We start from the raw sequence: 26,476 nt of genomic DNA on the forward strand, positions 1-26,476 counted from the left end.
ATGAATCCACTCGATAGCGCCCGTGCGCTCTTTTACAAAAATATCGAGGCGATGAAAACCGCTTCCCCGGCTATTCGGGCCGAACTGGAACGGGAGAACAAGAAGCTGGGAGAGGAGATTTCTAGGCTGGCCAACGACTCAGAGTTTCAGGCCCGTAATGAGGACAACAGCAACAATGCCTCCCCGCATTTTTTCTCCGCCAGTGCGCCTGGGAGACTGACTCCGCCGGCCGCTGTCATCCCGGGCGATCAGGATCAGCGCTCAATGTTGACGGTGATTGGTAATATTCTGACGGCGGTGAGCCGGGATGATGTCGTGCAGCTTGGCGCCGTTCCGGGTAAAGAAGCCATTGCCATCTATAGCGAGGTCGCGCCCACACCGGCGCTGACGGGCGAGCTGGCGGCCAACCACAGCACGGATTTTCTGACAAAAATTAATGTCCTCCCCGTTACTGATCAGGAAGGGGAGCGGGTTCTTGTCGGCACCGGCGGCCCTCTGGCTCATATCAATAATTCAGGGCGCCGCAATCCGCAGAATGCGGCATCACTCGCACCGCATCGCTACCAGTGCAAAAAGGTGAATCTCGACGTCAGCATTCCTTATGCCGACCTTGAATCATGGGCTACCGTTGAGAACTATCCTGAACTGGTAAAGGCGGCCATTGACCGCCAGAGAGCGCTGGATCGCCTTCTGGTTGGTTTTAATGGCACCCATTACGCCGATCCTTCCGACGCCAGCGCTTATCCTAAGCGCCAGGATTGCGGGGTCGGCTGGCTGGAGAAATACCGACAAGAAGCGCCTCAACGAGTTATCAGCGGCCTCTCGGTTGCCGGCCGCGATGAGAGCAACAAAATTATTACTTCAGGGGATTACGGTACCATTGACGCCCTTGCGCTGGATGGCTGGCAGTCGGCGATAGCGGAGCAGTACAGGAACGGTCTGGTGTCAATTTGTAGCGCTGAGACGCTGTTTCGGAAGGAGTGGCCTTTTGTACGTCACCTCTCGCCAGACCGGCCAAACTACGAGCGGCTGATCAATGACATTATGCTCAAGAACCCCACCATTGGCGGGCTTCCGGCCATTGTGGTGCCGTTCTTTCCCGACGATGCTGTATGGGTGACGACCCTGAGCAATATTTCGCTGTACTGGCAAAAGAACGGCGTCAGGAAGCAGGCGAAAGACGAACCGGAATATAACCGCCTGGCGATGTATGAATCGCGCAATGATGCCTACATGGTGGAAAACTACGAGGCAGGATGCCTGATTGATGGTATCGACTGGCGCTGATGGTATGCGAATGTTCTGCTTGATTGCCGATTATTACCGGTGAAAGGTAGCCTACAGGAAGCCTGGAAAACAACAAAGGGTTACGATTTCCATCGTAACCCTTTGTTTTATTTGGTGGCCCCTGTTGGGTTTGAACCAACGACCAAGCGATTATGAGTCGCCTGCTCTAACCACTGAGCTAAGGGGCCGTGGCGAGGGATTATAAAGTAACTGACGGTTGCAATCCAGCGTAAAGCGCGCAGCTGCTGTTTTTATAAACAATGCATTTTCAATCCTTTATAATCATGTTTTAGCCATACAGCCGGAGAAAACATGATTAGCGATATCCTTGCGCCGGGCCTGCGCGTTGTCTTTTGCGGTATCAACCCGGGGAAGTCCTCCGCCCATACCGGCTTTCATTTTGCCCATCCTGGCAATCGCTTCTGGAAGGTCATCCATCAGGCCGGGTTTACCGACCGACAGCTCAGGCCGGAAGAGGAGCTGCAGCTGCTGGATACGCGCTGCGGCATCACCATGCTGGTTGAGCGTCCGACGGTGCAGGCCAGCGAGGTCGCCCTGCAGGAGCTGCGCAGCGGCGGCCGTGAGCTGGTGAGGAAGATTGAGGAGTATCAGCCGCAGGCGCTGGCGGTGCTCGGCAAGCAGGCCTTCGAGCTGGCCTTTAACCAGCGCGGCGCGAAGTGGGGGAAACAGGCCATGACCATCGGCACGACCCAGGTGTGGGTGCTGCCCAATCCCAGCGGCTTAAACCGGGCGACGCTCGATAAGCTGGTGGCGGCCTATCGTGAACTGGATGATGCCCTGGCGACCCGCGGCCAGTAGCGGAGAGGGGCGACTTTCCCCGAGCGACCAGCGAAACGCCATAAAAAAAGCTCCCCGCAGGGAGCTTTTTAACAGGCTGTAGACGATGCCCCGCGACGATTAATCGTCGAGGAAGCTACGCAGCACTTCAGAACGGCTCGGGTGGCGCAGTTTACGCAGCGCCTTCGCTTCGATCTGACGGATACGTTCGCGAGTAACGTCGAACTGTTTACCCACTTCTTCCAGCGTGTGGTCGGTGTTCATGTCGATACCGAAACGCATACGCAGGACTTTCGCTTCACGAGCGGTGAGGCCGGCCAGCACGTCGTGCGTTGCCGCGCGCAGGCTCTCGGTGGTCGCGGAATCCAGCGGCAGCTCGAGGGTGGTATCCTCGATGAAATCCCCCAGATGCGAATCTTCATCGTCGCCGATCGGCGTTTCCATGGAGATAGGCTCTTTGGCGATCTTCAGCACTTTACGGATCTTGTCTTCCGGCATCAGCATGCGCTCAGCCAGCTCTTCCGGGGTCGGTTCACGGCCCATCTCCTGCAGCATCTGGCGGGAGATACGGTTGAGCTTGTTGATGGTCTCAATCATATGCACCGGAATACGGATGGTGCGCGCCTGATCCGCGATGGAGCGGGTAATGGCCTGACGGATCCACCAGGTGGCGTAGGTCGAGAACTTGTAGCCGCGGCGGTATTCGAACTTATCAACCGCTTTCATCAGACCGATGTTGCCTTCCTGAATCAGGTCGAGGAACTGCAGACCGCGGTTGGTGTATTTCTTGGCGATCGAGATAACCAGACGCAGGTTCGCTTCCACCATCTCTTTCTTCGCCCGGCGGGCTTTCGCTTCACCGATGGACATGCGACGGTTGATATCCTTCACCTGCTCGATGGTCAGGCCGGTCTCTTCTTCGATCTGCTGCAGCTTCTGCAGGCCGCGCTGCACGTCTTCTTTCACTTCCAGCAGCTTCTCGGACCACGGCTTGTTCATCGCCACCGCGGCGTTGAACCAGGTTTCGCTGGTTTCGTTGCCGGTGAACAGGGTGATGAAGTTTTTCTTCGGCATTTTACACTGCTCAACGCACAGCTTCATGATGATACGTTCCTGAGTACGGACGCGATCCATCATGCTGCGCATGCTGTTGACCAGGTAATCGAACTGCTTCGGCACCAGGCGGAACTGCTTGAAGACTTCGGACAGCTTCAGGATCTCTTCCTGGGCGGCGGCATGGCTACGACCTTTGGCTTTGATGGTGTCGCGCGTCAGCTCGTACTGGGTACGCAGCTCGGCGAACTTCTCACGGGCCAGCTCAGGGTCGATGCTGTTGTCGTCATCGCTGTTGTCGTCGGCGTCTTCATCTTCGTCTTCGTCTTCGTCGTCATCCATCTCTTCCTGAGACAGCTCGGAGCCAACGTGGGTGGCGGTCGGCGCCATATCTTCTTCGGCGTTCGGATCGACGAAACCGGTGATCAGATCGGACAGACGGGCTTCTTCCGCTTCAACGCGGTCGTACTGCTCAAGCAGGTAGGTGATCGCTTCCGGGTATTCGGCAACGGAGCACTGCACCTGGTTGATGCCGTCTTCGATGCGTTTGGCGATGTCGATTTCGCCTTCACGGGTCAGCAGCTCTACGGTACCCATTTCACGCATGTACATGCGCACCGGGTCGGTCGTGCGCCCGATTTCGGATTCCACGCTGGAGAGCACCTGCGCGGCGGCTTCGGCAGCATCTTCATCCGCGGTGTTTTCGGCAAGCATCAGATCATCGGCATCCGGTGCTTCTTCCATCACCTGAATGCCCATGTCGTTGATCATTTGGATGATGTCTTCGATCTGATCGGAATCGACGATATCTTCCGGCAGATGGTCATTGACCTCGGCATAGGTCAGATAGCCTTGCTCCTTACCACGTTGGACAAGAAGCTTCAGCTGTGACTGCGGGTTTTGCTCCATAAGACGGTATCCACACTTAATTCGTTTGATTGGTGTCGGCAGGCGGGCTGTCGACATTTAAAGCGAGGGCGTACTTATATTATTGCCGCTGCGCCTCTGCGCGGCTGTCGGGGGCTTCCCGATCGATACTCGGCACTTAAGCCGTTAAATACGGTGTCCTTCACGTTGCTCTGCGTTCTGCTGCTGCATCAATGCAACGTGAATGACTGAGTCTGTCATTTATTTCTTCGCCAGCTCCTGGCTGATGGTCCAGAGCTCCCGGCGTTCCTCACTGCTTAAACCGTGTGTGCGATCGCGAGCTATCAACTCTTCCTGTCGCAGTTCCAGCAGTGAATCAAACATATGGTTGAGCGAGTCGGTGAAGGTTTGTTCAGCGATATCTTTATCTGCTATATCGTCCCACATCGACAGTTTTTCAAGGGTTGCGGCCTCTTTTGTGCCGCGATATTGCTCTAAAAGTTGCCCGGTTGTCAGACCAGGCTGCGCCAGACAGCTTTTCACCAGCTCACCGAACAGGCTCAGCCCCGGCATTTTGCGCGAGTCCAGCCCCTCCAGCGGTGGGACTAACGGCGCCAGATCCGGGTTTTGCACCAGCAGTCCTATCAGTATACGCATGGTCGTGCGTTTTAGCTGTGGTGCGGGGCGCGGCGCGCCATTTTCCGCCTGTTTTGGCATTAAACGTTCAAGCTGGGCGTCATCTAAAATGCCCAGCTTGTTGCCCAGCTCCTGACGCAAATAGATGCGCAAGGTTTCGCCCGGCACCTGGGTTATCAGCGGCAGCGCCAGCGTGCTCAGCTGCGCGCGCCCGTCCGGCGTGCTGAGGTCGACCTGCGGCAGCAGGCTGTTAAACAAGAACGTGGAGAGCGGCTGAGCCTGCTCCATCCGCGCCTCGAACGCTGCTTTGCCCTCTTTACGCACCAGCGTATCCGGGTCTTCGCCGTCAGGCAGAAACATAAAGCGCAGCTGGCGACCATCGGTCATGTACGGCAGCGCCGTCTCCAGCGCGCGCCAGGCGGCATCGCGGCCGGCCCGGTCGCCGTCGTAGCAGCAGATGACGTTATTGGTCACCCGGAACAGCAGCTGGATATGGTCGGCTGTGGTCGAGGTACCCAGCGAGGCGACAGCATAGTTGATGTCGTACTGCGCCAGCGCCACGACGTCCATATAGCCTTCGACAACCAGCAACCGCGGTGGTTCGGGGTTGTCCTGCTGCGCTTCATACAGGCCATACAGCTGACGGCCTTTATGGAATATGTCGGTTTCCGGGGAGTTGAGATACTTCGGCAGGGCATCGCCCAGCACCCGTCCGCCAAACCCAATCACCCGGCCTCGCTTATCGCGGATGGGAAACATTACCCGTTCGCGGAAGCGATCGTAACTGCGTCCCTGATCGTTGGTGACCAGCATGCCGGCATCAATAAGCGACTGGCGGTTTTCCTGATTGCCGCCAAAACGTTTTAAAACGTTATCCCAACCTGGGGGAGCATAGCCGATGGCAAAGCGCGTAATCACCTCGCTGCTTAACCCCCGTTTTGCCAGGTACTGGCGCGCAGGGTCGGCGGCGGGCTGCATCAGAGACTGTTGATAAAACGTATTCAGACCATCCAGTAACTGGTAGAGGTTCTGCCGTTGATGGCGCTCTATCTGGCTGGGTCCGTTGCCTGCTTCATAAGGCACTTCGAGGTTGTGCATGGCGGCCAGCTCTTCGACCGTTTCCACGAACTCGAGCTTGTCGTAGTTCATCAGGAAATCGATAGCATTGCCGTGCGCCCCGCAGCCGAAGCAGTGGTAAAACTGTTTTTCACCGTTGACGGTGAAAGAGGGGGTTTTTTCGTTATGGAACGGACAGCACGCGTGAAAATTTTTGCCCTGCTTTTTCAGCTTTACCCGCGCATCGATCAGATCGACGATGTCGGTTCTGGCAAGCAGATCGCTAATAAATACACGTGGAATTCGTCCAGCCATAAGCCCCGTTATTTCTGATGACTATAAACGAAAATAAGCCGCGCATTCCTTTCGGAAGCACGGCCTTACAACTACAACTCGGTCTGAATTGAGAGCGTCGCTCTCAACAGATTAGTACAGACGAGTACGGCGTGCGTTTTCGCGAGCCAGTTTCTTCGCGTGACGTTTCACTGCAGAAGCTTTAGCGCGCTTACGTTCGGTAGTCGGTTTTTCATAGAACTCACGACGACGAACTTCCGCCAGAACACCTGCTTTTTCGCAGGAACGCTTGAAGCGACGCAGAGCTACGTCGAACGGCTCGTTTTCACGTACTTTAATTACCGGCATGTGCCTCTCACCTTTGATTAATTCGGTTTGCCGCTGGCCGCAATGCCAGCTTATTTCAAAATGGTGCGGAATTTTACTGCAACTACTGCTGCTTTGTAAAGCACCGGCGCCTTTTTTGAAAGGGACTTTTATAAGGGTGAGGAGTATACACGAAGAGAGCACCAGGGGTGAGCAAAGTTTTACATCGCCGGTCATTGGACCTACACTGCGCGGTATTGAAGCGAGGTAAAACAACTCATGCGTGTACTGGGCATTGAAACATCCTGCGATGAAACCGGCATCGCGATTTATGACGACCAGCAAGGTCTGTTAGCCAACCAACTGTATAGTCAGGTGAAACTGCATGCGGACTACGGCGGCGTGGTGCCGGAGCTGGCATCGCGCGACCACGTGCGCAAAACGGTGCCGCTTATCCAGGCGGCGCTGAAAGAGGCCGGTCTGACGGCGAAAGATATCGATGCCGTCGCCTATACGGCGGGTCCTGGCCTGGTGGGGGCGCTGCTGGTCGGCGCCACCGTGGGCCGGTCGCTGGCCTTCGCCTGGAACGTGCCGGCGATTCCGGTACACCATATGGAAGGGCACCTGCTGGCGCCGATGCTGGAAGATAACCCGCCAGCGTTCCCGTTCGTCGCGCTGCTGGTCTCCGGCGGTCATACTCAGCTGATCAGCGTCACCGGCATCGGCCAGTACGAGCTGCTGGGCGAGTCGATTGACGATGCGGCGGGCGAAGCCTTTGATAAAACCGCGAAACTGCTGGGGCTGGATTATCCCGGCGGGCCGATGCTGTCGAAAATGGCGTCCCAGGGTACTGAAGGCCGCTTCGTCTTCCCGCGTCCGATGACCGACCGTCCGGGGCTGGACTTCAGCTTCTCCGGTCTGAAAACCTTCGCCGCCAATACCATTCGCAGCAACGGCGACGATGAGCAAACCCGCGCCGACATCGCCCGCGCGTTTGAGGATGCGGTCGTCGATACGCTAATGATTAAATGTCGCCGCGCGCTGGAGCAAACCGGCTTTAAGCGTCTGGTGATGGCGGGAGGCGTGAGCGCCAACCGCACCCTGCGGGCGAAGCTGGCGGAGATGATGCAAAAACGCGGCGGCGAGGTGTTCTACGCCCGCCCTGAGTTCTGTACCGATAACGGCGCGATGATCGCCTACGCCGGCATGGTGCGTCTGCAAACCGGCGCCAAAGCCGAGCTCGGCGTGACGGTCCGCCCGCGCTGGCCGCTGGCCGAGCTGCCTGCCGCCTAAAGCGTCCTGACACAGGCCGACGTCACGTCGGCCTGCCTTCCTGACTACTCCATACTTTTACACAGCGAGCAGATGGCGCCCTGATGCTTATGCGAGAGCATCACGTCCGGGCGCTCGTACTCTTCCTCACAGCTAACGCATTGATATACGGTGGTCGAGGCGTTCCCCGCCGCGTCATAGCGCGGTTCGGCGATCCCGTCATCTCTCTGCTTAATGTAGTAGCGCCCGCGGGTGAGGATCCCCATCAGCGGGGTCATGACAAAGGCGACGACCAGCGCAATCAGCGGCGAGAACGGCGCCAGCGTCGTCCCCAGCAGGCCGAAGAAGGCGCAGATCGACAGCCCGGCGGCCAGGCCAAAGGAGACTACGCCCACCGGGTTCACATTGTAGATCATGCCGCGACGATACTCCGGCTGCGCCGGCGCCAGCTTGAGTAAGCCTTTATTAAAGGTGATGTCGGTCGCCACCACCACGACCCAGGCGATGGCGAAGTTGGAGTAAAAGCCGAGTATCCACGACAGGGCGCTGAACATATCGCCTTCCATCAGCGCCAGGGCAATCGCCAGGTTGACCACCACAAAAATAATCCGCCCCGGATAGCGTTTGGTGGTGCGGGTCCAGGCGCTGGTCCACGCCAGCGAGCCGGAATAGGCATTGGTGACGTTAATTTTGATCTGCGAGATCACCACCAGCACCACCGCCAGCGTCAGGGCCAGCCAGCCGGGCACCAGGTTATCGAAGACGCTGACGAACTGCTGCACCGGTTCGGTATTGTGTACCGCCGGGAAACGCGTCAACAGATAGAAGCCGAGGAAAGCGCCGATAATCTGTTTGATCGCGCCTAGCACCACCCAGCCCGGGCCGGCGGAAAAGACCGCCAGCCACCAGGCTTTACGGTTCTCAGCGGTTTTAGGCGGCATAAAGCGCAGGTAATCAATTTGCTCGCCAATCTGCATGATCAGCGACAGGCATACCCCGGCGCCGAGCATGATGGCGGTGATATCCACCGTCGACGCGCTGTTTTTACCGGCGAAATGCAGGAAGCCGTCCACCAGCTGCGGATCTTTGACAATCAGCCACACCACCGGCACCACCATCAGCACCAGCCACAGCGGAGTGGTCCACACCTGCAGGCGGGTCAGGGCTTTCATGCCATAGACCACCAGCGGGAGCACCATCAGGGTGGCGATCAGATACCCCATCCACAGCGGGATCCCGAGGCCCACCAGCAGCCCCTGGGCCATGATCGAGCCTTCGAGGGCGAAGAAGATAAAGGTGAAGCCGGCAAAAATAATGCTGGTGATCACCGAGCCGAAATAGCCGAAGCCGGCGCTGCGGGTGATCAGGTCAAGGTCAATGTTGTAGCGCGCGGCGGTGATCGCCAACGGAATGCCGGTGAGGAAGATCACCAGCGCCGCCACCAGGATCGAATAGATGGCGTTGCTGGTGCCCCAGGCCATACCGATGCTGGCGCCGATGGAAAAGTCCGCCAGATAGGCGATGCCGCCCAGCGCCGTGACCGCGACGACGCCCGGTCCCCAGCGGCGGAAGCTCAGCGGGGCGTAACGTAAGGTGTAATCTTCTAAGGTTTCCCGGGAGCCGGAAGTCCGCGCGGTCGCGGGTAATTCAGGGTTGAGATCCAGTGATGACATAGTCATTCCTTAATGGTTAGGCATGACTTGAATTAGCAAACCTTATGCCATATTGCAGGGCAGGCGTGGCGGGGAGGGTGGTGCAGGGTGACAGAAGAGAGGGCAGGAGCTGCACCATCCGGACGCGCTTGCGCCCGGCTGGTGCAAAAGGCCTATTTGCCGAGCATGCCTTTGTCTTCGAGGAAGGCAATAATGGTGCTCAGGCCGTCGCCACGCTTCAGGTTGGTGAAGGTCCATGGGCGATCGCCGCGCATACGCTGGGTATCGCTCGCCATCACCTCCAGTGAAGCGCCCACATAGGGGGCAAGGTCGGTTTTATTGATCACCAGAAAATCGGATTTGGTGATCCCCGGCCCGCCTTTGCGCGGGATCTTCTCCCCTTCGGCCACGTCGATAACATAGATGGTCAGATCCGCCAGCTCCGGGCTGAAGGTGGCGCTCAGGTTATCGCCGCCGCTTTCCACGAAGATAAGGTCGAGGTTACCGAACTTTTCACTCAGCGCTTCCACCGCGGCGAGGTTCATCGAGGCATCTTCACGGATCGCCGTGTGCGGGCAGCCGCCGGTTTCCACCCCGACAATGCGTTCAGGCGCCAGCGCGCCCGCTTCAGTGAGGATGCGCTGATCTTCTTTGGTGTAGATGTCGTTGGTGACCACCGCCAGCTGCCAGGTATCGCGCATCGCTTTGCACAGCGCTTCCAGCAGGGCGGTTTTACCGGAGCCGACCGGGCCGCCAACGCCGACGCGCAGCGGGTGTTTATAAGAATTCATGGCTTCTCCTAGGAACGGAATAATCGGGAGTATTGGGTTTCATGCCGGGCAGAGGCGATGGCGGCGAGCGGCGTGGCCGAACCGATATCGCCGTCCGGCGCGACCAGCGCGCGGGGCATCGCCGCCGCGTAGTGGTCGCAAAGACGTAAAATCAGCTGTTGAGCGGCCTGCTGGCCGAAGGGCACCAGCTTAACGCCGGCCATCACGGCGCTCTCAATCCAGCTGTAGCCCAGGCTTAGGGCCATCTCGGGCAGCGCGATGCGCCAGCGCACGCCGAGCCAGGCCATCCCGGCGAGCTGGCTTTGCTGGCACAGCGTGCGCCACGGCGGTGGACAGTCCGGCTGCCAGTCGCCAAGCAGGCGGGCAAACGCCGCGCCGCGGTTGCGCTCTTCCTCCCGCAGTTCACGGGTCTCCCGGCAGGCCAGCAGATAAGCCGTCCAGCGCCGGGCCGCGGCGATATCGCCTTGTTCGCAGGCGCGGTACAGGCGGGCGAACAGCGGCAGGTCGACGGTAAAAAAGCCTTCCGTCATCTGCCGTCGCTGCCAGCGCTCGAAGGCCGCGACGTCCGGCACCCATCCGGCTTCCACAGCCCACTCCAGCCCCTGGGACCAGCTGTAACCCCCTACCGGCAGGTTGCTGCTGGCCAGCTGCATCAGCCGCAGGCGTTGTTCCGCTGTCGACATGCTAGTGGCTGTGAGCGTGGTGGTCATGATGAGCATGATGATGACCGTGGCTTTCGCTGGCGTAAGCGCCGGCTTCCGGCTCGAACGGCAGCTGGCCAAAGGTCACCGTCAGGCCGAACTGGCGCAGCATATCGTCCAGCACATGATCGTGATGGTAGCGCAGCTCGCCCGGCATGATCTGCAGCGGTACGTGACGATTGCCGAGGTGGTAGCAGGCCTTCGCCAGCATAAACGGATCGTCGCAGCGCACCACCGACACTCCTTCATCAGCGGCAATCACCTGCACAAATTCGGTGCCGTCTTCGTTGCTGAGCACATCGCCGCCGCGCAGCAGCAGCCCGCGGGGCAGCAGTAGGCCGGCTTCCCGGCCATCGTTGAGGGTGACTTTTACCCGGCTTTTGACGCGAACATCAATCGGCAGCGTAACGCTGGCGGTCGCGGCGGCGGGGGTCTCCAGACGTTGAGTTAAATAAAGCATCCGCTCTCCTTAAAACAGAAAATAACGTTGCGCCATCGGCAGAACCTCTGCCGGCTCGCTGGTGATGAGTTCGCCATCCACCCGCACCTCATAAGTCTGCGCGTCGACGGTGATGTTAGGCTGCAGGCTGTTGTGCACCATGTCGGCTTTCTGCACCGTACGGCAGCCTTTCACCACGGCGATCGCGCTGCGCAGGTTCAGCCGCTCGGCAACGCCGTTGTCCGCCGCCGCCTGCGACAGGAAAGTGAGGCGGCAGTGATGGCGGGCGCTGCCCAGCGCGCCAAACATCGGACGGTAGTGCACCGGCTGCGGGGTTGGAATTGAGGCATTGATATCGCCCATCGGCGCGATGGCGATCATGCCGCCTTTGATCACGGTGGCCGGTTTCACGCCGAAGAAGGCAGGCGACCAGACCACAAGGTCCGCCAGCTTACCCACCTCAATGGAGCCGACTTCGTGTGCGATGCCGTGGGTCAGCGCCGGGTTGATGGTGTATTTGGCGATGTAGCGCTTCACGCGGAAGTTGTCGTTATCCCCGGTCTCCTCCGCCAGCGCTCCGCGCTGCACCTTCATGCGGTGCGCCACCTGCCAGGTGCGGAGAACCACTTCCCCGACGCGGCCCATGGCCTGCGAATCCGAGGAGGTGAGCGAGAAGGCGCCAAGGTCGTGCAGCACGTCTTCCGCAGCGATGGTTTCCCGGCGAATGCGCGACTCGGCAAAGGCCACGTCCTCGGCGATGTCCGGGTCCAGATGGTGGCAGACCATCAGCATATCGAGATGTTCATCGATGGTGTTAAGGGTGTAGGGCAGCGTTGGGTTGGTGGAGGACGGCAAAATGTTCGGGTGGGCGCAGGCGGTGATGATATCCGGCGCATGGCCGCCGCCGGCCCCTTCGGTATGGAAGGTGTGAATGGTGCGCCCGCCGATGGCGGCGAGGGTATCTTCCACAAAACCGGACTCATTGAGCGTGTCGCTGTGCAGCGCAACCTGAATATCCATCTCATCGGCGACGGTTAACGCGCAGTCGATCGCCGCCGGGGTGGCGCCCCAGTCCTCATGGATCTTCAGGCCAATAACGCCCGCCGCCACCTGCTCGCGCAGAGCGTCCGGCTGAGAAACGTTGCCCTTGCCCAGCAGGCCGATATTGACCGGCAGGCTGTCGGCCGCCTGCAGCATGCGTGAGATATACCATGGCCCCGGGGTGCAGGTGGTGGCATGGGTACCCGCCGCCGGGCCGGTGCCGCCGCCGACCATGGTGGTCACGCCGGAGACCAGCGCCTCTTCCGCCTGCTGCGGACAGATCCAGTGAATATGGGTATCGATCCCGCCGGCGGTGACGATTTTTCCTTCGGCGGCAATGACTTCCGTCGCGGCGCCGATGGGGATGGTGACGTTGGGCTGAATGTCGGGGTTGCCGGCTTTGCCGATGGCGAAGATCCGACCGTCCTTCACGCCGATATCGGCCTTAACGATCCCCCAGTGATCGACGATCAGCGCATTGGTGAGCACCAGGTCGACACAGTCGGCGGCCAGCATCTGTCCCTGACCCATCCCGTCGCGGATCACTTTGCCGCCGCCGAATTTGACCTCTTCCCCGTAGGTGGTCAAATCGTCCTCCACCTCTATCCACAGCTCGGTATCGGCCAGGCGCACCTTGTCGCCGATGGTGGGGCCGAACATGTCGGCATAGGCCTGGCGTGAAATATTACTCATCGTTTGCCTCCAGAGGGCCCATGACCTCGCCGCGGAAGCCGAAAACGGCGCGGTGACCGGCGAAGGCCACCAGCTCAACCTCGCGTTTCTGGCCAGGTTCAAAGCGTACCGCCGTGCCGGCCGGGATATTCAGGCGATAGCCGGTGGCCTGCTGACGGTTGAACTTCAGCGCCGGGTTGACCTCGGCGAAATGGTAGTGCGAACCGACCTGAATCGGCCGATCGCCGTGGTTTTCAACGACCACGCGACAGGTCGCCCGGCCGGTGTTGAGGGCTATCTGGCCGGGCTTAACGTGATATTCACCGGGGATCATGGCGCTACCTCAGATAATCGGGTTGTGAACGGTGACCAGCTTCGAGCCGTCCGGGAAGGTGGCTTCGACCTGGATATCCGGGATCATTTCCGGGACGCCCTCCATCACCTGCTCGCGGGTCAGGACGTGACGGCCTTCCTCCATCAGCGAGGCCACGCTTTTGCCGTCGCGGGCGCCTTCCATAATAAAGGCGCTGATCAGGGCCACGGACTCCGGATAGTTGAGCTTCAGGCCTCGGGCCAGGCGGCGTTCCGCCACCAGCGCGGCGGTAAACAGCAACAGCTTGTCTTTTTCTCGGGGGGTCAGTTCCATAACGTTCTCTTAAGTCAGCCAGATTCGGGGAAGTACGGGGGATTTGCCGGTGAGATGAGGGCGCAGAAACTGCCAGACGTCGCGCATCACCTGCTGGCAAACCAGATTATCGTCACTGAGGAAGCGCACCGTCAGCAGGCGGTCGGTCAGGCTGGCGCCGGCGTAGAGGCCGAGCGGCGCCAGCGCGTCGCGCACCCCGTCGAGCAGGGCATCGGTTGCCGGATAGCACAGCAGCGTGCCGACCCAGGGGCGTCCGGCGACGCTGGACAGCTCTCCCTCCTGCAGGTGCAGGCGCTCGACCAGCAGCGGCTCATCGTCCACCCATACTTCCAGCCGGTTGCTGAGGGTGCCGTGGCTGAAGGTTTCGCCGATCACCGGGCGGCCAAGGCAGAGCAGATCCCAGGCCAGCAGCGTGCTGGAGGCACAAAGGTGAAAGGTGGTGGACAGCCGGGCGTTCGCCCCGGGAAAGAAGATGGCATCCTGCGGGAGCCACTCCAGGGTCGCCTGCGGGGCGAGGGTCAACCGCTGGCGCAAAAGCGCTTGCGCGCCGCTGCTGCGGTAAAACTTGCTGGCGCCAGGCATGGTTATCAGGGTATGGCAGCCGGGATCAAGGTGGGCGCTAATCGTCAGCTCATCACCGCCGACGATGCCGCCGGGGGGATGAAGCAGATAGAGATGACAGGTCTCTTCTTCCGGGTAAAACGGGCGCTGGACGGTCAGCGGGCCGACGTGTTGGGCGCTGGCGAGAACGGTCTTGCCGCCGGCCTGCTGAAAGCGTAGATCCAGCGTGGCCTGCCAGCCTTTTTTGAGTGGTGGTAACACGGTGCCGTGCAATGTTGCGCCCCTGCAAAATCAAGATAAAACAGCAGCAATGAGTATTGATCGGCGGGAGATTATCCCGGTCATACGAAACGCTTATGTCATCTGTTACCCGGAGCGTCGCATCGGGCGCGAGGGGAAAGCGGCATAACCGCTCCGGATTATTCACCCGGATAATCATTGCCGTCAATATCCTGAACCGTTGCCTGGCCGCGGCGGAAAAGGCGTCAGCGCGGTTCACGCCGCGCCGCCGGTCGCTGGCGTGATTTTTGCTGTGGGTCGCCGCTAACGCATTGTTACAAAAGGGGGATGTGGCGATGATCGCCAATCATGATGACGTAAGGCGAAAGAGCGGGTGAGACCGCTAAATAGAACCGGGGATCCCTCCGGCTGGCGTGGCCGGGAGGGGAGATTACTTCTCTTCTGGCGTTTTTTTCTTCTTCACCCGCGTCCAGATTTTGCTCTCCTGGCGGCGCCACAGACGCTGAATGTTGTCGTGATGGCGCAGCAGGATCAGGCAGGAGAGCATCGACACCGGGAAGGTGTACTGCGGTTTGAACCACCAGACGTAGAACGGAGCGATCAGCGCGCTGACGATAGCGCCAAGGGAAGAGTAACCGCTGAGCAGGATGGTCAGCAGCCAGGTCCCGGCCATCACGCCGGTCAGGTCGAGGCCGATGGGGGCGATAGCGCCGAAGGCCGTGGCGACGCCTTTACCGCCGCGGAAATGAAAGAAGACTGGCCAGATGTGGCCCACGCAGGCGGCAATCGCCACTAAACCCAGCCAGAACGGCGTCAGGCCCAGCGCCCAGGCGCCCCATACCGGCAACATGCCCTTCAGCACATCAAAAATAAGTACCGCTACGGCCGCCCCTTTTCCGCCGATTCGTAGTACGTTAGTGGCCCCGGGGTTGCCTGAGCCGCTGTCGCGTGGGTCGGGCAGGCCAGCAAGGCGACATACCAGAATGGCGCTGGAAATGGAGCCGCAGAGGTAGGCGAGGAGTACCAGTCCAGGCGCGATTGCACTCATAACGCTGTTCCGTTTTGAAAATGTCGTTGTATTCTCTGCATCTGTGGATAATACGCATAATTCGCCGGAAGTGGTATCCGGTTTAGCTAAAAAGCAGGCAGGGCGTGATGGATATTGTATTTATAGAGCAACTTTCGGTAATCACCACCATTGGTGTTTATGACTGGGAACAAACCATTGAACAGAAGCTGGTGTTCGATATCGAAATTGCATGGGATAACCGCAAGGCGGCCGCCAGCGATGATGTCAGCGATTGCCTTAGCTATGCTGATATCAGCGAGCGCGTCATCGCGCATGTTGAGGGGGGAAAATTCGCGTTAGTGGAGCGGGTGGCGGAAGAGGTGGCCGACCTGCTGCTGGAGACATTCCAGTCGCCATGGGTGCGCATTAAAGTCAGCAAACCTGGCGCCGTGGCTCGCGCGGCAAACGTCGGGGTGATTATTGAACGTGGCCTTAATCTGAAACAAAACTTTTCAGGTCATACTTGTTAAACAAATTGCGTTTATACCGGTCATAGCATCCGATCATCAGGCAATTTTACTGGCGATCTCCTACCAGAACGGCAGGTGAATCCTTGTGTACGCCGTGTACGCTGCGGATTGCGCGCCCTCTGGCAGCCGGGTTATGCCTGTTGAACGATACCGTGTTCCTGGTTTTTTTCATTTTACTTTTTTAAAGGGTTTAATTGGATGAGCGATATACACTCGCTGCTGGTGGCGGCAATATTGGGTGTGGTTGAGGGGTTAACAGAATTTTTACCTGTTTCCAGTACCGGTCATATGATTATTGTTGGTCACCTGCTGGGGTTTGAAGGTGATACGGCAAATACCTTTGAAGTGGTTATTCAGCTAGGCTCGATACTCGCCGTGGTGGTGATGTTCTGGCGTCGCCTGTTCGGCCTGATCGGCATCCATTTCGGCAAGCCGCCGGCGCATGAAGGCAAGGGCAGCGGTCGCTTATCGCTTATCCATATCCTTCTCGGCATGATCCCCGCGGTGGTGATGGGGCTTATTTTCCACGACACCATTAAGTCCTTGTTTAACCCGGTAAACGTGATGTACGCCCTGATTGTCGGCGGTGTGCTGTTAATTGCGGCGGAAGTGCTGAAGCCGAAACAGCCGCGCGCGGTCGGGATTGACGATATGACCTATCGTCAGGCATTCGTTATCGGCTGCTTCCAGTGCCTGGCGCTGTGGCCGGGCTTCTCCCGCTCAGGGGCGACCATCTCCGGCGGCATGCTGATGGGCGTCAGCCGCTACGCGGCGTCGGAGTTCTCATTCCTGCTGGCGGTACCGATGATGATGGGCGCCACGGTGCTGGACGTCTACAAGAGCATCGGCTTCCTCAACATGGGCGATGTTCCGATGTTTGCCGTCGGCTTCGTGATGGCGTTTATCGTGGCGCTGATTGCGATTAAAACCTTCCTGCAGCTGATCAAACGGATCTCGTTCATTCCGTTCGCTATCTACCGCTTTATCGTCGCGGCAGCGGTGTACGTGGTCTTTTTCTAAGGCCTGCGCCCTCAGCCTTGCGGCTGGGGGCAACGCTGTTCCTTCCACTGCGCCACCGCCGCAATTCTCCGCCGCGTCAGCTCCTCGCGAATTTCCGCCCCTTTAAAGCCCGCCGCTACCACCTCTTTGGTGGAGACCGACTGCGCCACTTCCCAGGCCTCCAGCAGCAGGCGCCCCTGCGGATAATCGCTGGCCTCAAAGCCGGTACGCCCGCGGACGTCGGCTTCGCTGGTGAGGGCGATCTGTTGCACGCGCTGCGGTTTACGCCAGGCGTCAATGCTGTCGAAAAGTTTGACGAGGGTTTTTGGCTGCAGGATCGGCAGGGTGTGGATCAGATCATGGTACTCCGCCACCAGTTTCGCGAGATCGCGGATATCGTTCGGCACCCGCAGACGCGCGCAGAGCTGCTCCACCAGCTTGACTCCCGCCGGGCCATGGCCGTGGTGACGCGGCCAGAGCGCTTTCGGCGTCAGCCCTTTGCCGAGGTCATGGCACAGGGTGGCGAAGCGCACCTCGACGTCCGGCGATAGCATCGCGGCCATCGTGACGGTCATCAGGGTGTGCAGGCCGGTATCGATTTCCGGGTGCCATTTGGCCGGGGCCGGCACGCCGTACAGGGCGTCAATCTCCGGGAACAGCACCTTGAGGGCCTGGCAGTCGCGCAGCGTCTGGAAAAAGACCTGCGGGTTGCGGGTGGTCAACGCGCTTTCCGTCTCTTTCCACACCCGCTCCGGCGTTAAATGGGCCAGTTCGCCAGCCTCAACCATGGCGGCCATCAGGGTCTGGGTCTCTTCGGCGATGCGAAAACCGAGATGGGCATAGCGGGCGGCAAAGCGCGCCACGCGCAGCACGCGCAGCGGGTCTTCGCTAAAGGCGGGAGAGACATGGCGCAGCAGGCGCTGGCGGAGATCGTTTTGTCCGCCGTAGGGGTCGATAATCGTGCCGTCGGCATCCTGGGCGAGGGCGTTGACCGTCAGGTCGCGGCGCAGCAGATCCGCCTCAAGAGTGACGTCCGGGGCGGCATAGCAGGTAAAACCGGTATAGCCTGCGCCGGATTTGCGCTCGGTGCGGGCCAGGGCATACTCTTCCCGGCTTTGCGGATGAAGGAACACGGGAAAGTCGCGGCCTACCTGCTGATAGCCCGCGTCAAGCATCTGTTGCGGGGTGGCGCCCACCACCACCCAGTCTCGGTCTTTGACCGGCAGTCCTAACAGCGCGTCGCGCACCGCACCACCGACCAGATAACTCTTCACGCCTGATTCTCCCGTATCTGTTTTTCGCAAGATGATACGTAAGTCTGGCAGAGAAGACGAATTAGTTCATCCACCGGTCTTTACGTTTGCGGCTTGGCACCAGATGCGGCAGCACCAGACCCAGCAGCAAACCGACGCCCAGCACGCCGCCGCCGTACATAAACCACTGCATGATAATGGTGCGCTGTTTATCATCAAGCTGCAGATTCGCCGCATTCACCTTCTTCTGCGCGACAACCAGCTCGTTTTTCAACTTTTGGTTCTCGTCTTTCAACGCGTTGATCACGCTGTCGCTGCCGGCGACTTTCTTCTGCATATCCGCCGTGCGCTGGTTCCAGGTGGCGTCGATATTATTCAGCTTATCGGTCAGCGTTTTGACCTGGTTTTCCAGATCCGGGACGCGGGTGCGCAGGCTGGGCTCGTTGCTCAGCTCTTTCAGCGGGATCCAGGCGGTACGCCCATTCGCGTCGCGGATCTGCGCGTAACTGGTGCTGTCGTTGGTTTGCAGCACCGACACTTCTTCCCCGGCGTTGATGGTGCCGACCAGACGATAATTATCGCCCGGGCCGCTGCGAACCCAGGTGTTCAGCTCATCGGAAACGTAGCGCTTTTCTTCTGCGTGAACCGCCGTGGCGGCGCTAAGCGCGAGCAAAGTAAAAGTAATCAGGCGTAATTTTGGCATCAGGTCATCGTTTGGTCATAAAAAGTGGAACGATAGTAGAGGCATCGCCAGAGCGACGCAAAGTTTTCCACCACAATCGGAATCATCCAGGAGGTGGCCCGGCAAAAAGCGCGTTGCATGGCGATTCGCCGCAAAATACTATCTACTGACAAAAAATATCGTCGTAAGTTCGCCGCAATTTGTCGGCGCAGCACAGAAGCGGAAGAATTCAGTCATGGCTCAAGAAATCGAACTTAAGTTTATCGTCGCTCAGGATGGGGTAGAGACGCTGCGCGAGCAGCTCAATGCGCTCGAGGCGAAACATACGCCCGCGGGCCAGTTGCTGAACATTTACTATGAAACCGCCGATAACTGGCTGCGTCGTCACGACATGGGGCTGCGCATCCGCGGCGACCAGGGGCGTTATGAGATGACGCTGAAAATCGCCGGTCGGGTGGTGGGCGGCCTGCACCAGCGCCCGGAATACAATATTCCACTGGATAAACCGGAGCTGGCGCTTGAGCGCCTGCCGGCGGAGGTCTGGCCGCAAGGGGAACTTCCAGCCGCGCTGGCGGAGCATGTGCAACCGCTGTTCAGCACCGACTTTGCCCGTGAGCGCTGGGTGATCCAGGAAGGAAAGAGTGAAATTGAGATTGCCCTCGATCGCGGCGAAGTGAAGGCGGGCGAGCATCAGGAGCCGATCTGCGAGCTGGAGCTGGAGCTGCTCGCCGGGGAGACCGCCGATCTGCTGCGCCTCGCGCAGCGTTTGCTGGAGAGCGGCGTCCTGCGTCAGGGGAGCCTGAGCAAAGCCGCGCGCGGGTATCATCTGGCGCAAGGCAACGACGAGCGCCCGGTAACCCGGCTGGCGGTGCTGCCGGTGGCGGCGAAGGCCAGCGTGGAGCAGGGGCTGGAGGCGGCGCTGGAGAGCGCCCTGGCGCACTGGCTGTATCACGATGAGGTCTGGCTGCGCGGCAACGCGAAAGCCAAAGCGGAAATCCTGCTGGCGATTGCCCGCGTGCGCCATGCGCTGGTGCTGTTCGGCGGCATCGTGCCGCGGAAGGCGACCACCCACCTCCGCGTGTTGCTGAACGATGCCGAAGCGGCGCTGCTGGCCGCGGACACCGCCAATGAGGCGTTATTCCGCACCGAGGTCGTCGCCGCCAAACTGGCGCTGACCGAATGGCTGGTCCAGCGCGGCTGGCGTCCGTTCCTCAACGAGGCGGGAGAGAAAAAAATAGCCGGATCGTTCAAACGGTTTGCCGATATTCACCTTTCCCGGGCGGCGGCTGAGCTGCGCGGCGCCGTGCAGCACCTGGCGGTGGAGGATGCCGCCGACCAGCTGCCGAAGCTGGCGCGCGACATCGACAGCGTCCAGTTGCTGGCGGGCGCCTATGGCGACGCCGTCGCGCCGTGGCTGGAGAACTGGCAGGAACTACAGCGTGCGATAGAGCATGACGACCGCAGCGTCTTTGAATATTTCCGTCGCCAGGCGCTGGCTGCCGAGCCGTTCTGGCTGCATAGTGGAAAACGATAATTACAGGCCAGGGAGCCCCTATGATGCCGCTTTCTTCGCAGTTACAGCAGCACTGGCAGACGGTCGCTGACCGCCTGCCAGCGGATTTCCCCGTCGCCGAACTGAGCCCGCAGGCCAGGTCGGTGATGGCGTTCAGTGATTTTGTCGAACAGAGTGTGATCGCCCAGCCAGGCTGGCTGAACGAGCTTGCCCAGTCTTCACCGGAGGCGGAAGAGTGGCGGCATTATGAGACCTGGCTGCAGGAACGCCTGCAGGCGGTGGCTGACGAAGCGGGGTTGATGCGAGAGCTACGTCTTTTCCGCCGTCATATGATGGTCCGCATCGCCTGGGCGCAGGCGCTGTCGCTGGTAAGCGAAGAAGAGACGCTGCAGCAGTTGAGCGTCCTGGCGGAGACCCTGATTGTCGCCGCCCGCGACTGGCTGTACGCCGCCTGCTGTAAAGAGTGGGGAACGCCCTGCAATGCCGAGGGCCAGCCGCAGCCGCTGCTGATCCTCGGGATGGGAAAGCTGGGCGGCGGCGAGCTGAACTTCTCTTCCGATATCGATCTGATTTTTGCCTGGCCCGAGCATGGTGCCACCCGCGGCGGCCGCCGCGAGCTGGATAACGCCCAGTTCTTTACCCGCCTGGGGCAGCGGCTTATCAAGGCGCTCGACCAGCCGACGCAGGACGGCTTTGTTTATCGGGTGGACATGCGCCTGCGGCCGTTTGGCGACAGCGGGCCGCTGGTGCTCAGCTTTGCGGCGCTGGAGGATTATTACCAGGAGCAGGGCCGGGACTGGGAACGCTACGCGATGGTGAAAGCGCGGATCATGGGCGATAACGACGACGTCTACGCCAGCGAGCTGCGCGCGATGCTTCGCCCCTTCGTCTTCCGCCGCTATATCGACTTCAGCGTGATCCAGTCGCTGCGTAACATGAAAGGCATGATCGCTCGCGAAGTGCGGCGTCGCGGGCTGAAAGACAACATCAAGCTCGGCGCCGGCGGGATCCGTGAAATTGAGTTTATCGTGCAGGTCTTTCAGCTGATCCGCGGCGGTCGCGAACCTGCGCTGCAGCAGCGGGCGCTGCTGCCGACGCTGGCGGCGATTGATGAGCTGCATCTGCTGCCGGAAGGCGACGCGACGCTGCTGCGCGCGGCCTATCTGTTCCTGCGCCGGCTGGAAAATCTGCTGCAGAGCATCAACGATGAGCAGACTCAGACTCTGCCGCAGGATGAACTGAACCGCGCCAGGCTGGCGTGGGGGATGCATACCGACGACTGGGAGACGCTGAGCGCGCAGCTGGCGAGCCATATGGCCAGCGTGCGGCGGGTGTTTAATGAGCTGATCGGCGATGATGAGGCCCAGTCGCCGGATGAGCAGTTGGCGGAGTACTGGCGCGAACTGTGGCAGGATGCGCTGGAAGAAGATGACGCCAGCCCGGCGCTGGCGCATTTAAACGACGCCGACCGCCGCAGCGTGCTGGCGCTGATTGCTGATTTCCGTAAAGAGCTGGATCGGCGCACCATCGGCCCGCGAGGCCGCCAGGTGCTGGATCAACTGATGCCGCATCTGCTGAGCGAAATCTGCTCGCGCGCCGATGCGCCTCTGCCTCTGGCGCGGATCACGCCGCTGTTGACCGGGATCGTCACTCGCACCACCTATCTTGAGCTACTGAGCGAATTCCCCGGCGCGCTGAAGCACCTGATTACGCTCTGCGCGGCGTCGCCGATGGTCGCCAGCCAGCTGGCGCGCCACCCGCTGCTGCTTGATGAACTGCTGGATCCCAACACCCTCTATCAGCCGACGGCGACCGATGCCTATCGCGACGAGCTGCGCCAGTATCTGCTGCGCGTGCCGGAAGAGGATGAAGAGCAGCAGCTGGAGGCACTGCGCCAGTTCAAGCAGACGCAGCAGCTGCATATCGCCGCGGCGGATATCGCCGGCACGCTGCCGGTGATGAAGGTCAGCGATCACTTAACCTGGCTTGCCGAAGCGATCCTCGACGCGGTGGTGCAGCAGGCATGGGGACAGATGGTGGCCCGCTACGGCCAGCCGACCCACCTGCACGATCTCCAGGGGCGCGGCTTCGCCGTCGTCGGCTACGGCAAGCTCGGCGGCTGGGAGCTGGGCTACAGTTCCGATCTCGACCTGGTGTTCCTCCATGATTGCCCGGCGGAGGTGATGACCGACGGCGAGCGGGAGATCGACGGCCGTCAGTTCTACCTGCGGCTGGCTCAGCGGATCATGCATCTGTTCAGCACCCGCACCTCGTCCGGTATTCTCTACGAAGTTGACGCCCGGCTGCGCCCTTCCGGCGCGGCGGGGATGCTGGTCACCACCGCCGACGCGTTTGCCGACTATCAGCAGAACGAAGCCTGGACATGGGAGCATCAGGCGCTGGTGCGCGCTCGCGTGGTCTATGGCGACCCGGCGCTGCAGGCGCGATTTGACGCCATTCGTCGCGATATCCTGACCACCGAGCGGGATGGCGCGACCCTGCAGACCGAAGTTCGCGAGATGCGTGAGAAGATGCGCGCCCACCTCGGCAACAAACATGCCGATCGTTTTGATATCAAAGCCGATGCCGGTGGGATCACGGATATTGAATTTATTACCCAGTATCTGGTCCTACGCTATGCCAGCGACAAGCCGAAGTTGACCCGCTGGTCTGATAACGTGCGTATTCTCGAGCTGCTGGCGCAGAACGACATCATGGACGAGGAGGAAGCGCGAGCTTTAACGCACGCGTACACCACCTTGCGTGATGCGCTCCATCACCTGGCCCTGCAGGAGCTGCCGGGACACGTGGCGCCGGAGGCATTCAGCCGGGAGCGTGAGCAGGTCAGCGCCAGCTGGCAGAAGTGGCTGATGGCTTAACTATAAAATCGGGTGTGCTATTATCGCGCGCAAAGTTTGCGTCTCGCAGGAGAGAGTCATGAAAGTAACGCTGCCGGAGTTTGAACGTGCAGGAGTGTTGGTGGTGGGCGATGTGATGCTGGACCGCTACTGGTACGGCCCCACCAGTCGTATTTCCCCGGAAGCCCCGGTGCCGGTGGTGAAGGTGGAAAATATCGAAGAACGTCCCGGCGGCGCGGCAAACGTAGCGATGAACATCGCCTCCCTGGGGGCGACGTCGCGCCTGGTGGGATTGACCGGGATTGATGACGCCGCCCGCGCGCTGAGCCAGGCGCTGGCCAACGTCAATGTGAAGTGCGACTTTGTCTCCGTCCCGACACACCCGACCATCACCAAGCTGCGGGTGCTGTCGCGCAATCAGCAGCTGATCCGCCTCGACTTTGAAGAGGGCTTTTCCGGCGTTGATCCGCAGCCGATGCACGAGCGCATTCAACAGGCGCTGGGCTCGATTGGCGCGCTGGTTCTCTCGGACTACGCTAAAGGGGCGCTGACCAGCGTCCAGACGATGATCAAGCTCGCCCGAGAAGCAGGCGTGCCGGTGCTGATCGATCCGAAAGGTACCGATTTCGAACGCTATCGCGGCGCAACGCTGCTCACGCCGAACCTCTCTGAGTTTGAAGCGGTGGTGGGCAAGTGCCAGAATGAAGCGGAGATCGTTGAGCGCGGCATGAAGCTCATCGCCGAATTCGAACTGTCAGCGCTGCTGGTGACGCGCTCTGAGCAGGGGATGACGCTGCTACAGCCGGGGCGTCCGCCGCTGCATATGCCGACCCAGGCCCAGGAAGTGTACGATGTCACCGGCGCCGGCGACACGGTGATTGGCGTGCTGGCGGCGACCCTGGCCTCCGGCAATACCCTGGAAGAGGCCTGCTATTTCGCCAACGCCGCGGCGGGCGTGGTGGTTGGCAAGCTGGGGACCTCCACCGTTTCTCCTGTCGAGCTGGAAAATGCGGTTCGCGGACGGGCTGAGACTGGCTTCGGCGTGATGAGCGAAGAGGAACTCAAACAGGCGGTTGCGGCAGCGCGCAAGCGCGGCGAGAAAGTGGTTATGACCAACGGCGTCTTCGACATTCTGCACGCCGGCCATGTCTCCTATCTGGCGAATGCGCGCAAACTGGGCGACCGTCTGATCGTGGCGGTCAACAGCGATGCCTCCACCAAACGTCTGAAAGGCGAAACCCGCCCGGTTAACCCGATGGAGCAGCGGATGATCGTGCTGGGGGCGCTGGAGGCGGTCGACTGGGTGGTCTCCTTCGAAGAAGATACACCGCAGCGCCTGATTGCCGGGATCCTGCCGGATCTGCTGGTCAAAGGCGGCGACTACAAACCGGAACAGATCGCCGGCAGTGAAGAGGTCTGGGCGAACGGTGGCGAAGTGCTGGTGCTCAACTTTGAAGATGGGTGCTCAACCACCAACATTATTAAGAAAATACAGAAAGATAGCGAAAAATAACCGTTTCGCTATTCACCCACCAGAACGGTGCGGCATCACGGCCTGCGATAGCGATATCGCGGGCCGTTTTTATTTAATGATGTGGAAAATGATTTGGCGCAATAAATAATCACATTAAGCGCATTTTTCGTACAAATGGCGTTAAGGTAAGCGTAAATACTGAAGTGAGTAAAAGGCATATGACTGATCAGAACATCCACCGCTGAAGGAGTATGCGCATGAACCATAACGATATGTATTCAATGAAGAATTTTGATTTTTTGGCGCGGAGTTTCGCCAGAATGCACGCCCAGGGCCAGCCAGTTGATCTTCAGGCCATCGTCGGCAATATGGATGAAGAACATCGTGAATGGTTTTGCCAGCGCTATGAACTGTACTGTCGTCAGGTGAACAGCCCGGCGGAAGCCGCACACTAAGCCAACGCAAACGGGCCCCTGAGGGCCCGTTTTTTTACTGCTGCTCTTCGCTGCCAGGCGTCGTCGCCGGGCGGTTTTCAAGGTCATTCAGGCGCTGTTCCAGCAGCGCCAGTTTTTCGCGGGTCCGCAGCAGAACCTGAGTCTGCACGTCAAACTCTTCGCGGCTAACCAGATCCAGGCGGGTCAGCTGCGACTGCAACGCCTGGCGGATTTTCTTCTCAACATCCTCACCCAGATCGCGAAGTCCTTTTGGCATCGACTCATGGACCTGGCGGGCGATTTGTTCAATTTTTTTCGGGTCAATCATGGTGGTTTCCTGCTCGGGTCGGATGATTGATCATTGTAGTGCGAACCAGGCCGCCTATAAACCAGAAATGTTTGAAGCTTATACATTGCCGAGGATAGTCAATAGCGTTATAGTTATCTCGCTTATTCTCAGGGCGGGGCGAAATTCCCCACCGGCGGTAAATCAACCATGGCGTTGAAAGCCCGCGAGCGCTTCCCGTGACTACGGGAAGGTCAGCAGATCCGGTGTAATTCCGGGGCCGACGGTTAAAGTCCGGATGGGAGAGAGTAACGGCACAGTCGGGCCCAGGCCCGCTCGCGTTGACTTTTGCCGCTAAACCGGCGCTCCTAAGACTGCCCTGATTCTGGTAACCATAATTTTAATGAGGTTTTTTTACCATGAATCAGACGCTCCTTTCTTCTTTTGGTACCGCTTTTGAACGTGTGGAACACGCTTTAAACGCCCTGCGCGAAGGCCGCGGCGTGATGGTGCTTGACGATGAAGACCGTGAAAACGAAGGCGATATGATTTTCGCCGCCGAAACCATGACCGTAGAGCAGATGGCGCTGACCATTCGTCACGGCAGCGGCATTGTGTGCCTGTGCCTGACCGAAGATCGCCGTAAACAGCTGGATCTGCCGATGATGGTGGAGAACAACACCAGCGCCTACGGCACCGGCTTTACCGTCACCATCGAAGCGGCCGAAGGCGTGACCACCGGCGTTTCCGCTGCCGACCGCGTGACCACCGTCCGCGCGGCGATTGCCGACGGCGCGAAACCTTCCGATCTCAACCGTCCTGGCCACGTTTTCCCGCTGCGGGCGCAGCCGGGCGGCGTACTGACCCGCGGCGGCCACACCGAAGCCACTATCGACCTCGTGACCCTCGCCGGCTTCAAACCGGCAGGCGTGCTGTGCGAGCTGACCAATGACGATGGCACTATGGCCCGCGCGCCGGAGTGCATCAAGTTCGCTCAGCAGCACAATATGGCAGTGGTCACGATTGAAGATCTGGTGGCCTATCGTCGCGAACATGAGCGTAAAGCCAGCTAATCAGCGGCTGACAACGCCAGTGAAAACAGCCCACTTTTTAGTGGGCTGTATTG

General features: G+C 59.8%; 26 protein-coding genes, 1 tRNA gene, 2 pseudogenes and 1 riboswitch. Of the genes and pseudogenes, 11 read left to right on the plus strand and 18 right to left on the minus strand.

All coding sequences use genetic code 11. From position 1 onward, the window contains the following. Complete coding sequence (locus tag L2I46_RS08730) at positions 1-1,287, plus strand: P2 family phage major capsid protein (RefSeq protein ID WP_236947758.1); 1,287 nt, start codon at positions 1-3, stop codon at positions 1,285-1,287. A 112-nt stretch (positions 1,288-1,399) separates the two neighbouring features. Here the strand turns inward: L2I46_RS08730 and L2I46_RS08735 are convergent. Then, a tRNA-Ile gene (locus L2I46_RS08735) sits at positions 1,400-1,475 on the minus strand. Positions 1,476-1,599: 124 nt separating this feature from the next. Between L2I46_RS08735 and mug the strand changes: the two genes are divergently transcribed. Continuing rightward, positions 1,600-2,106, plus strand: a complete 507-nt coding sequence (gene mug / locus L2I46_RS08740) for a G/U mismatch-specific DNA glycosylase (RefSeq protein WP_002917636.1) — start codon at positions 1,600-1,602, stop codon at positions 2,104-2,106. Between the two features lie 99 nt (positions 2,107-2,205). On the opposite strand, the gene rpoD is transcribed toward mug, so the two are convergent. From rpoD to rpsU, 3 genes are all read right to left on the minus strand, one after another. Continuing rightward, a complete protein-coding gene (rpoD, locus tag L2I46_RS08745; RefSeq protein ID WP_004174339.1) occupies positions 2,206-4,047 on the minus strand; it encodes an RNA polymerase sigma factor RpoD in 1,842 nt (613 codons plus the stop codon). A gap of 219 nt (positions 4,048-4,266) precedes the next feature. Next, positions 4,267-6,012, minus strand: coding sequence for a DNA primase (gene dnaG, locus L2I46_RS08750; RefSeq protein WP_017899733.1), 1,746 nt, complete (start codon positions 6,010-6,012; stop codon positions 4,267-4,269). A 111-nt stretch (positions 6,013-6,123) separates the two neighbouring features. Continuing rightward, positions 6,124-6,339, minus strand: coding sequence for a 30S ribosomal protein S21 (gene rpsU / locus L2I46_RS08755; RefSeq protein WP_001144069.1), 216 nt, complete (start codon positions 6,337-6,339; stop codon positions 6,124-6,126). Between the two features lie 237 nt (positions 6,340-6,576). On the opposite strand from rpsU, the gene tsaD reads away from it, so the two are divergent. Beyond that, on the plus strand, positions 6,577-7,590 hold the full coding sequence (tsaD, locus tag L2I46_RS08760) for a tRNA (adenosine(37)-N6)-threonylcarbamoyltransferase complex transferase subunit TsaD (RefSeq protein WP_002916879.1): 1,014 nt from the start codon (positions 6,577-6,579) through the stop codon (positions 7,588-7,590). A gap of 44 nt (positions 7,591-7,634) precedes the next feature. Here the strand turns inward: tsaD and L2I46_RS08765 are convergent, their stop codons facing one another. From L2I46_RS08765 to L2I46_RS08800, 8 genes are all read right to left on the minus strand, one after another. Next, positions 7,635-9,242: a purine-cytosine permease family protein gene (locus L2I46_RS08765; protein ID WP_102002599.1), complete on the minus strand. Its 1,608-nt coding sequence runs from the start codon at positions 9,240-9,242 to the stop codon at positions 7,635-7,637. A gap of 152 nt (positions 9,243-9,394) precedes the next feature. Next, entirely contained in the window at positions 9,395-10,012 is a 618-nt protein-coding gene (ureG, locus tag L2I46_RS08770) for an urease accessory protein UreG (RefSeq protein ID WP_023291043.1), read from the minus strand. 8 nt (positions 10,013-10,020) lie between these two features. After that, positions 10,021-10,695 carry an urease accessory protein UreF gene (locus L2I46_RS08775; protein ID WP_065882644.1) on the minus strand — a complete coding sequence of 225 codons (675 nt, stop codon included), beginning with the start codon at positions 10,693-10,695 and terminating at the stop codon, positions 10,021-10,023. A gap of 1 nt (position 10,696) precedes the next feature. Continuing rightward, positions 10,697-11,173 (minus strand): urease accessory protein UreE, encoded by a 477-nt coding sequence (gene ureE / locus L2I46_RS08780; protein ID WP_017899736.1) that lies wholly within the window; start codon positions 11,171-11,173, stop codon positions 10,697-10,699. A gap of 9 nt (positions 11,174-11,182) precedes the next feature. After that, a complete protein-coding gene (gene ureC, locus L2I46_RS08785; RefSeq protein ID WP_023291041.1) occupies positions 11,183-12,886 on the minus strand; it encodes an urease subunit alpha in 1,704 nt (567 codons plus the stop codon). After that, the gene (locus tag L2I46_RS08790) at positions 12,879-13,199 is read right to left on the minus strand and encodes an urease subunit beta (protein ID WP_023291040.1); all 321 of its coding nucleotides are present in this window, start codon (positions 13,197-13,199) and stop codon (positions 12,879-12,881) included. The genes ureC and L2I46_RS08790 overlap by 8 nt, the downstream gene beginning before the upstream one ends. A gap of 9 nt (positions 13,200-13,208) precedes the next feature. Continuing rightward, the gene (locus L2I46_RS08795) at positions 13,209-13,511 is read right to left on the minus strand and encodes an urease subunit gamma (protein WP_002916871.1); all 303 of its coding nucleotides are present in this window, start codon (positions 13,509-13,511) and stop codon (positions 13,209-13,211) included. Positions 13,512-13,520: 9 nt separating this feature from the next. Then, complete coding sequence (locus L2I46_RS08800) at positions 13,521-14,345, minus strand: urease accessory protein UreD (RefSeq protein WP_072420625.1); 825 nt, start codon at positions 14,343-14,345, stop codon at positions 13,521-13,523. On the opposite strand from L2I46_RS08800, the gene L2I46_RS08805 reads away from it, so the two are divergent. Further along, positions 14,335-14,481, plus strand: coding sequence for a hypothetical protein (locus tag L2I46_RS08805; protein ID WP_032428993.1), 147 nt, complete (start codon positions 14,335-14,337; stop codon positions 14,479-14,481). The two genes, L2I46_RS08800 and L2I46_RS08805, sit on opposite strands and share 11 nt — an antisense overlap. A gap of 10 nt (positions 14,482-14,491) precedes the next feature. Here L2I46_RS08805 and L2I46_RS29620 read toward each other — a convergent pair. Beyond that, a pseudogene (locus L2I46_RS29620) lies at positions 14,492-14,593 on the minus strand (hypothetical protein); the annotation flags it as partial. 149 nt (positions 14,594-14,742) lie between these two features. After that, positions 14,743-15,360, minus strand: a complete 618-nt coding sequence (gene plsY / locus L2I46_RS08810) for a glycerol-3-phosphate 1-O-acyltransferase PlsY (RefSeq protein WP_004205257.1) — start codon at positions 15,358-15,360, stop codon at positions 14,743-14,745. 107 nt (positions 15,361-15,467) lie between these two features. Here plsY and folB point away from each other — a divergent pair, with 107 nt between their 5' ends. Then, entirely contained in the window at positions 15,468-15,851 is a 384-nt protein-coding gene (gene folB, locus L2I46_RS08815) for a bifunctional dihydroneopterin aldolase/7,8-dihydroneopterin epimerase (RefSeq protein ID WP_004150923.1), read from the plus strand. A gap of 198 nt (positions 15,852-16,049) precedes the next feature. After that, the gene (gene bacA, locus L2I46_RS08820) at positions 16,050-16,871 is read left to right on the plus strand and encodes an undecaprenyl-diphosphate phosphatase (RefSeq protein WP_023291038.1); all 822 of its coding nucleotides are present in this window, start codon (positions 16,050-16,052) and stop codon (positions 16,869-16,871) included. Positions 16,872-16,882: 11 nt separating this feature from the next. Here bacA and L2I46_RS08825 read toward each other — a convergent pair whose 3' ends face one another. Both L2I46_RS08825 and L2I46_RS08830 read right to left on the minus strand, forming a co-directional pair. Beyond that, positions 16,883-18,124 (minus strand): multifunctional CCA addition/repair protein, encoded by a 1,242-nt coding sequence (locus L2I46_RS08825; RefSeq protein ID WP_023291037.1) that lies wholly within the window; start codon positions 18,122-18,124, stop codon positions 16,883-16,885. Positions 18,125-18,185: 61 nt separating this feature from the next. Then, on the minus strand, positions 18,186-18,806 hold the full coding sequence (locus L2I46_RS08830) for a TIGR04211 family SH3 domain-containing protein (protein ID WP_023291036.1): 621 nt from the start codon (positions 18,804-18,806) through the stop codon (positions 18,186-18,188). A 214-nt stretch (positions 18,807-19,020) separates the two neighbouring features. Between L2I46_RS08830 and L2I46_RS08835 the strand changes: the two genes are divergently transcribed. From L2I46_RS08835 to hldE, 3 genes are read left to right on the plus strand one after another with little or no spacing between them, the layout of a single operon-like run. Next, entirely contained in the window at positions 19,021-20,319 is a 1,299-nt protein-coding gene (locus L2I46_RS08835) for a CYTH domain-containing protein (RefSeq protein ID WP_065805146.1), read from the plus strand. Positions 20,320-20,339: 20 nt separating this feature from the next. Further along, on the plus strand, positions 20,340-23,177 hold the full coding sequence (glnE, locus tag L2I46_RS08840; protein ID WP_236947760.1) for a bifunctional [glutamate--ammonia ligase]-adenylyl-L-tyrosine phosphorylase/[glutamate--ammonia-ligase] adenylyltransferase: 2,838 nt from the start codon (positions 20,340-20,342) through the stop codon (positions 23,175-23,177). Positions 23,178-23,235: 58 nt separating this feature from the next. Continuing rightward, positions 23,236-24,669, plus strand: a complete 1,434-nt coding sequence (hldE, locus tag L2I46_RS08845; RefSeq protein WP_236947762.1) for a bifunctional D-glycero-beta-D-manno-heptose-7-phosphate kinase/D-glycero-beta-D-manno-heptose 1-phosphate adenylyltransferase HldE — start codon at positions 23,236-23,238, stop codon at positions 24,667-24,669. 80 nt (positions 24,670-24,749) lie between these two features. On the opposite strand, the pseudogene L2I46_RS08850 reads toward hldE, so the two are convergent. Further along, a pseudogene (locus tag L2I46_RS08850) lies at positions 24,750-24,896 on the minus strand (hypothetical protein); the annotation flags it as partial. Between L2I46_RS08850 and glgS the strand changes: the two are divergent. Then, positions 24,888-25,085 (plus strand): cell surface composition regulator GlgS, encoded by a 198-nt coding sequence (gene glgS / locus L2I46_RS08855; RefSeq protein WP_004205248.1) that lies wholly within the window; start codon positions 24,888-24,890, stop codon positions 25,083-25,085. The pseudogene L2I46_RS08850 and the gene glgS overlap by 9 nt on opposite strands. Positions 25,086-25,119: 34 nt before the next feature. Here the strand turns inward: glgS and ubiK are convergent, their stop codons facing one another. Continuing rightward, positions 25,120-25,392, minus strand: coding sequence for a ubiquinone biosynthesis accessory factor UbiK (gene ubiK / locus L2I46_RS08860; RefSeq protein WP_004174355.1), 273 nt, complete (start codon positions 25,390-25,392; stop codon positions 25,120-25,122). Between the two features lie 120 nt (positions 25,393-25,512). Beyond that, positions 25,513-25,664: riboswitch (FMN riboswitch) on the plus strand. Positions 25,665-25,769: 105 nt separating this feature from the next. Here ubiK and ribB point away from each other — a divergent pair. Further along, positions 25,770-26,423, plus strand: coding sequence for a 3,4-dihydroxy-2-butanone-4-phosphate synthase (gene ribB / locus L2I46_RS08865; RefSeq protein ID WP_023159075.1), 654 nt, complete (start codon positions 25,770-25,772; stop codon positions 26,421-26,423). The last annotated feature ends 53 nt before the right edge of the window (positions 26,424-26,476 follow it).

This window comes from Klebsiella sp. 2019SCSN059, assembly GCF_021739525.1.
Taxonomy (GTDB): domain Bacteria; phylum Pseudomonadota; class Gammaproteobacteria; order Enterobacterales; family Enterobacteriaceae; genus Klebsiella; species Klebsiella quasipneumoniae.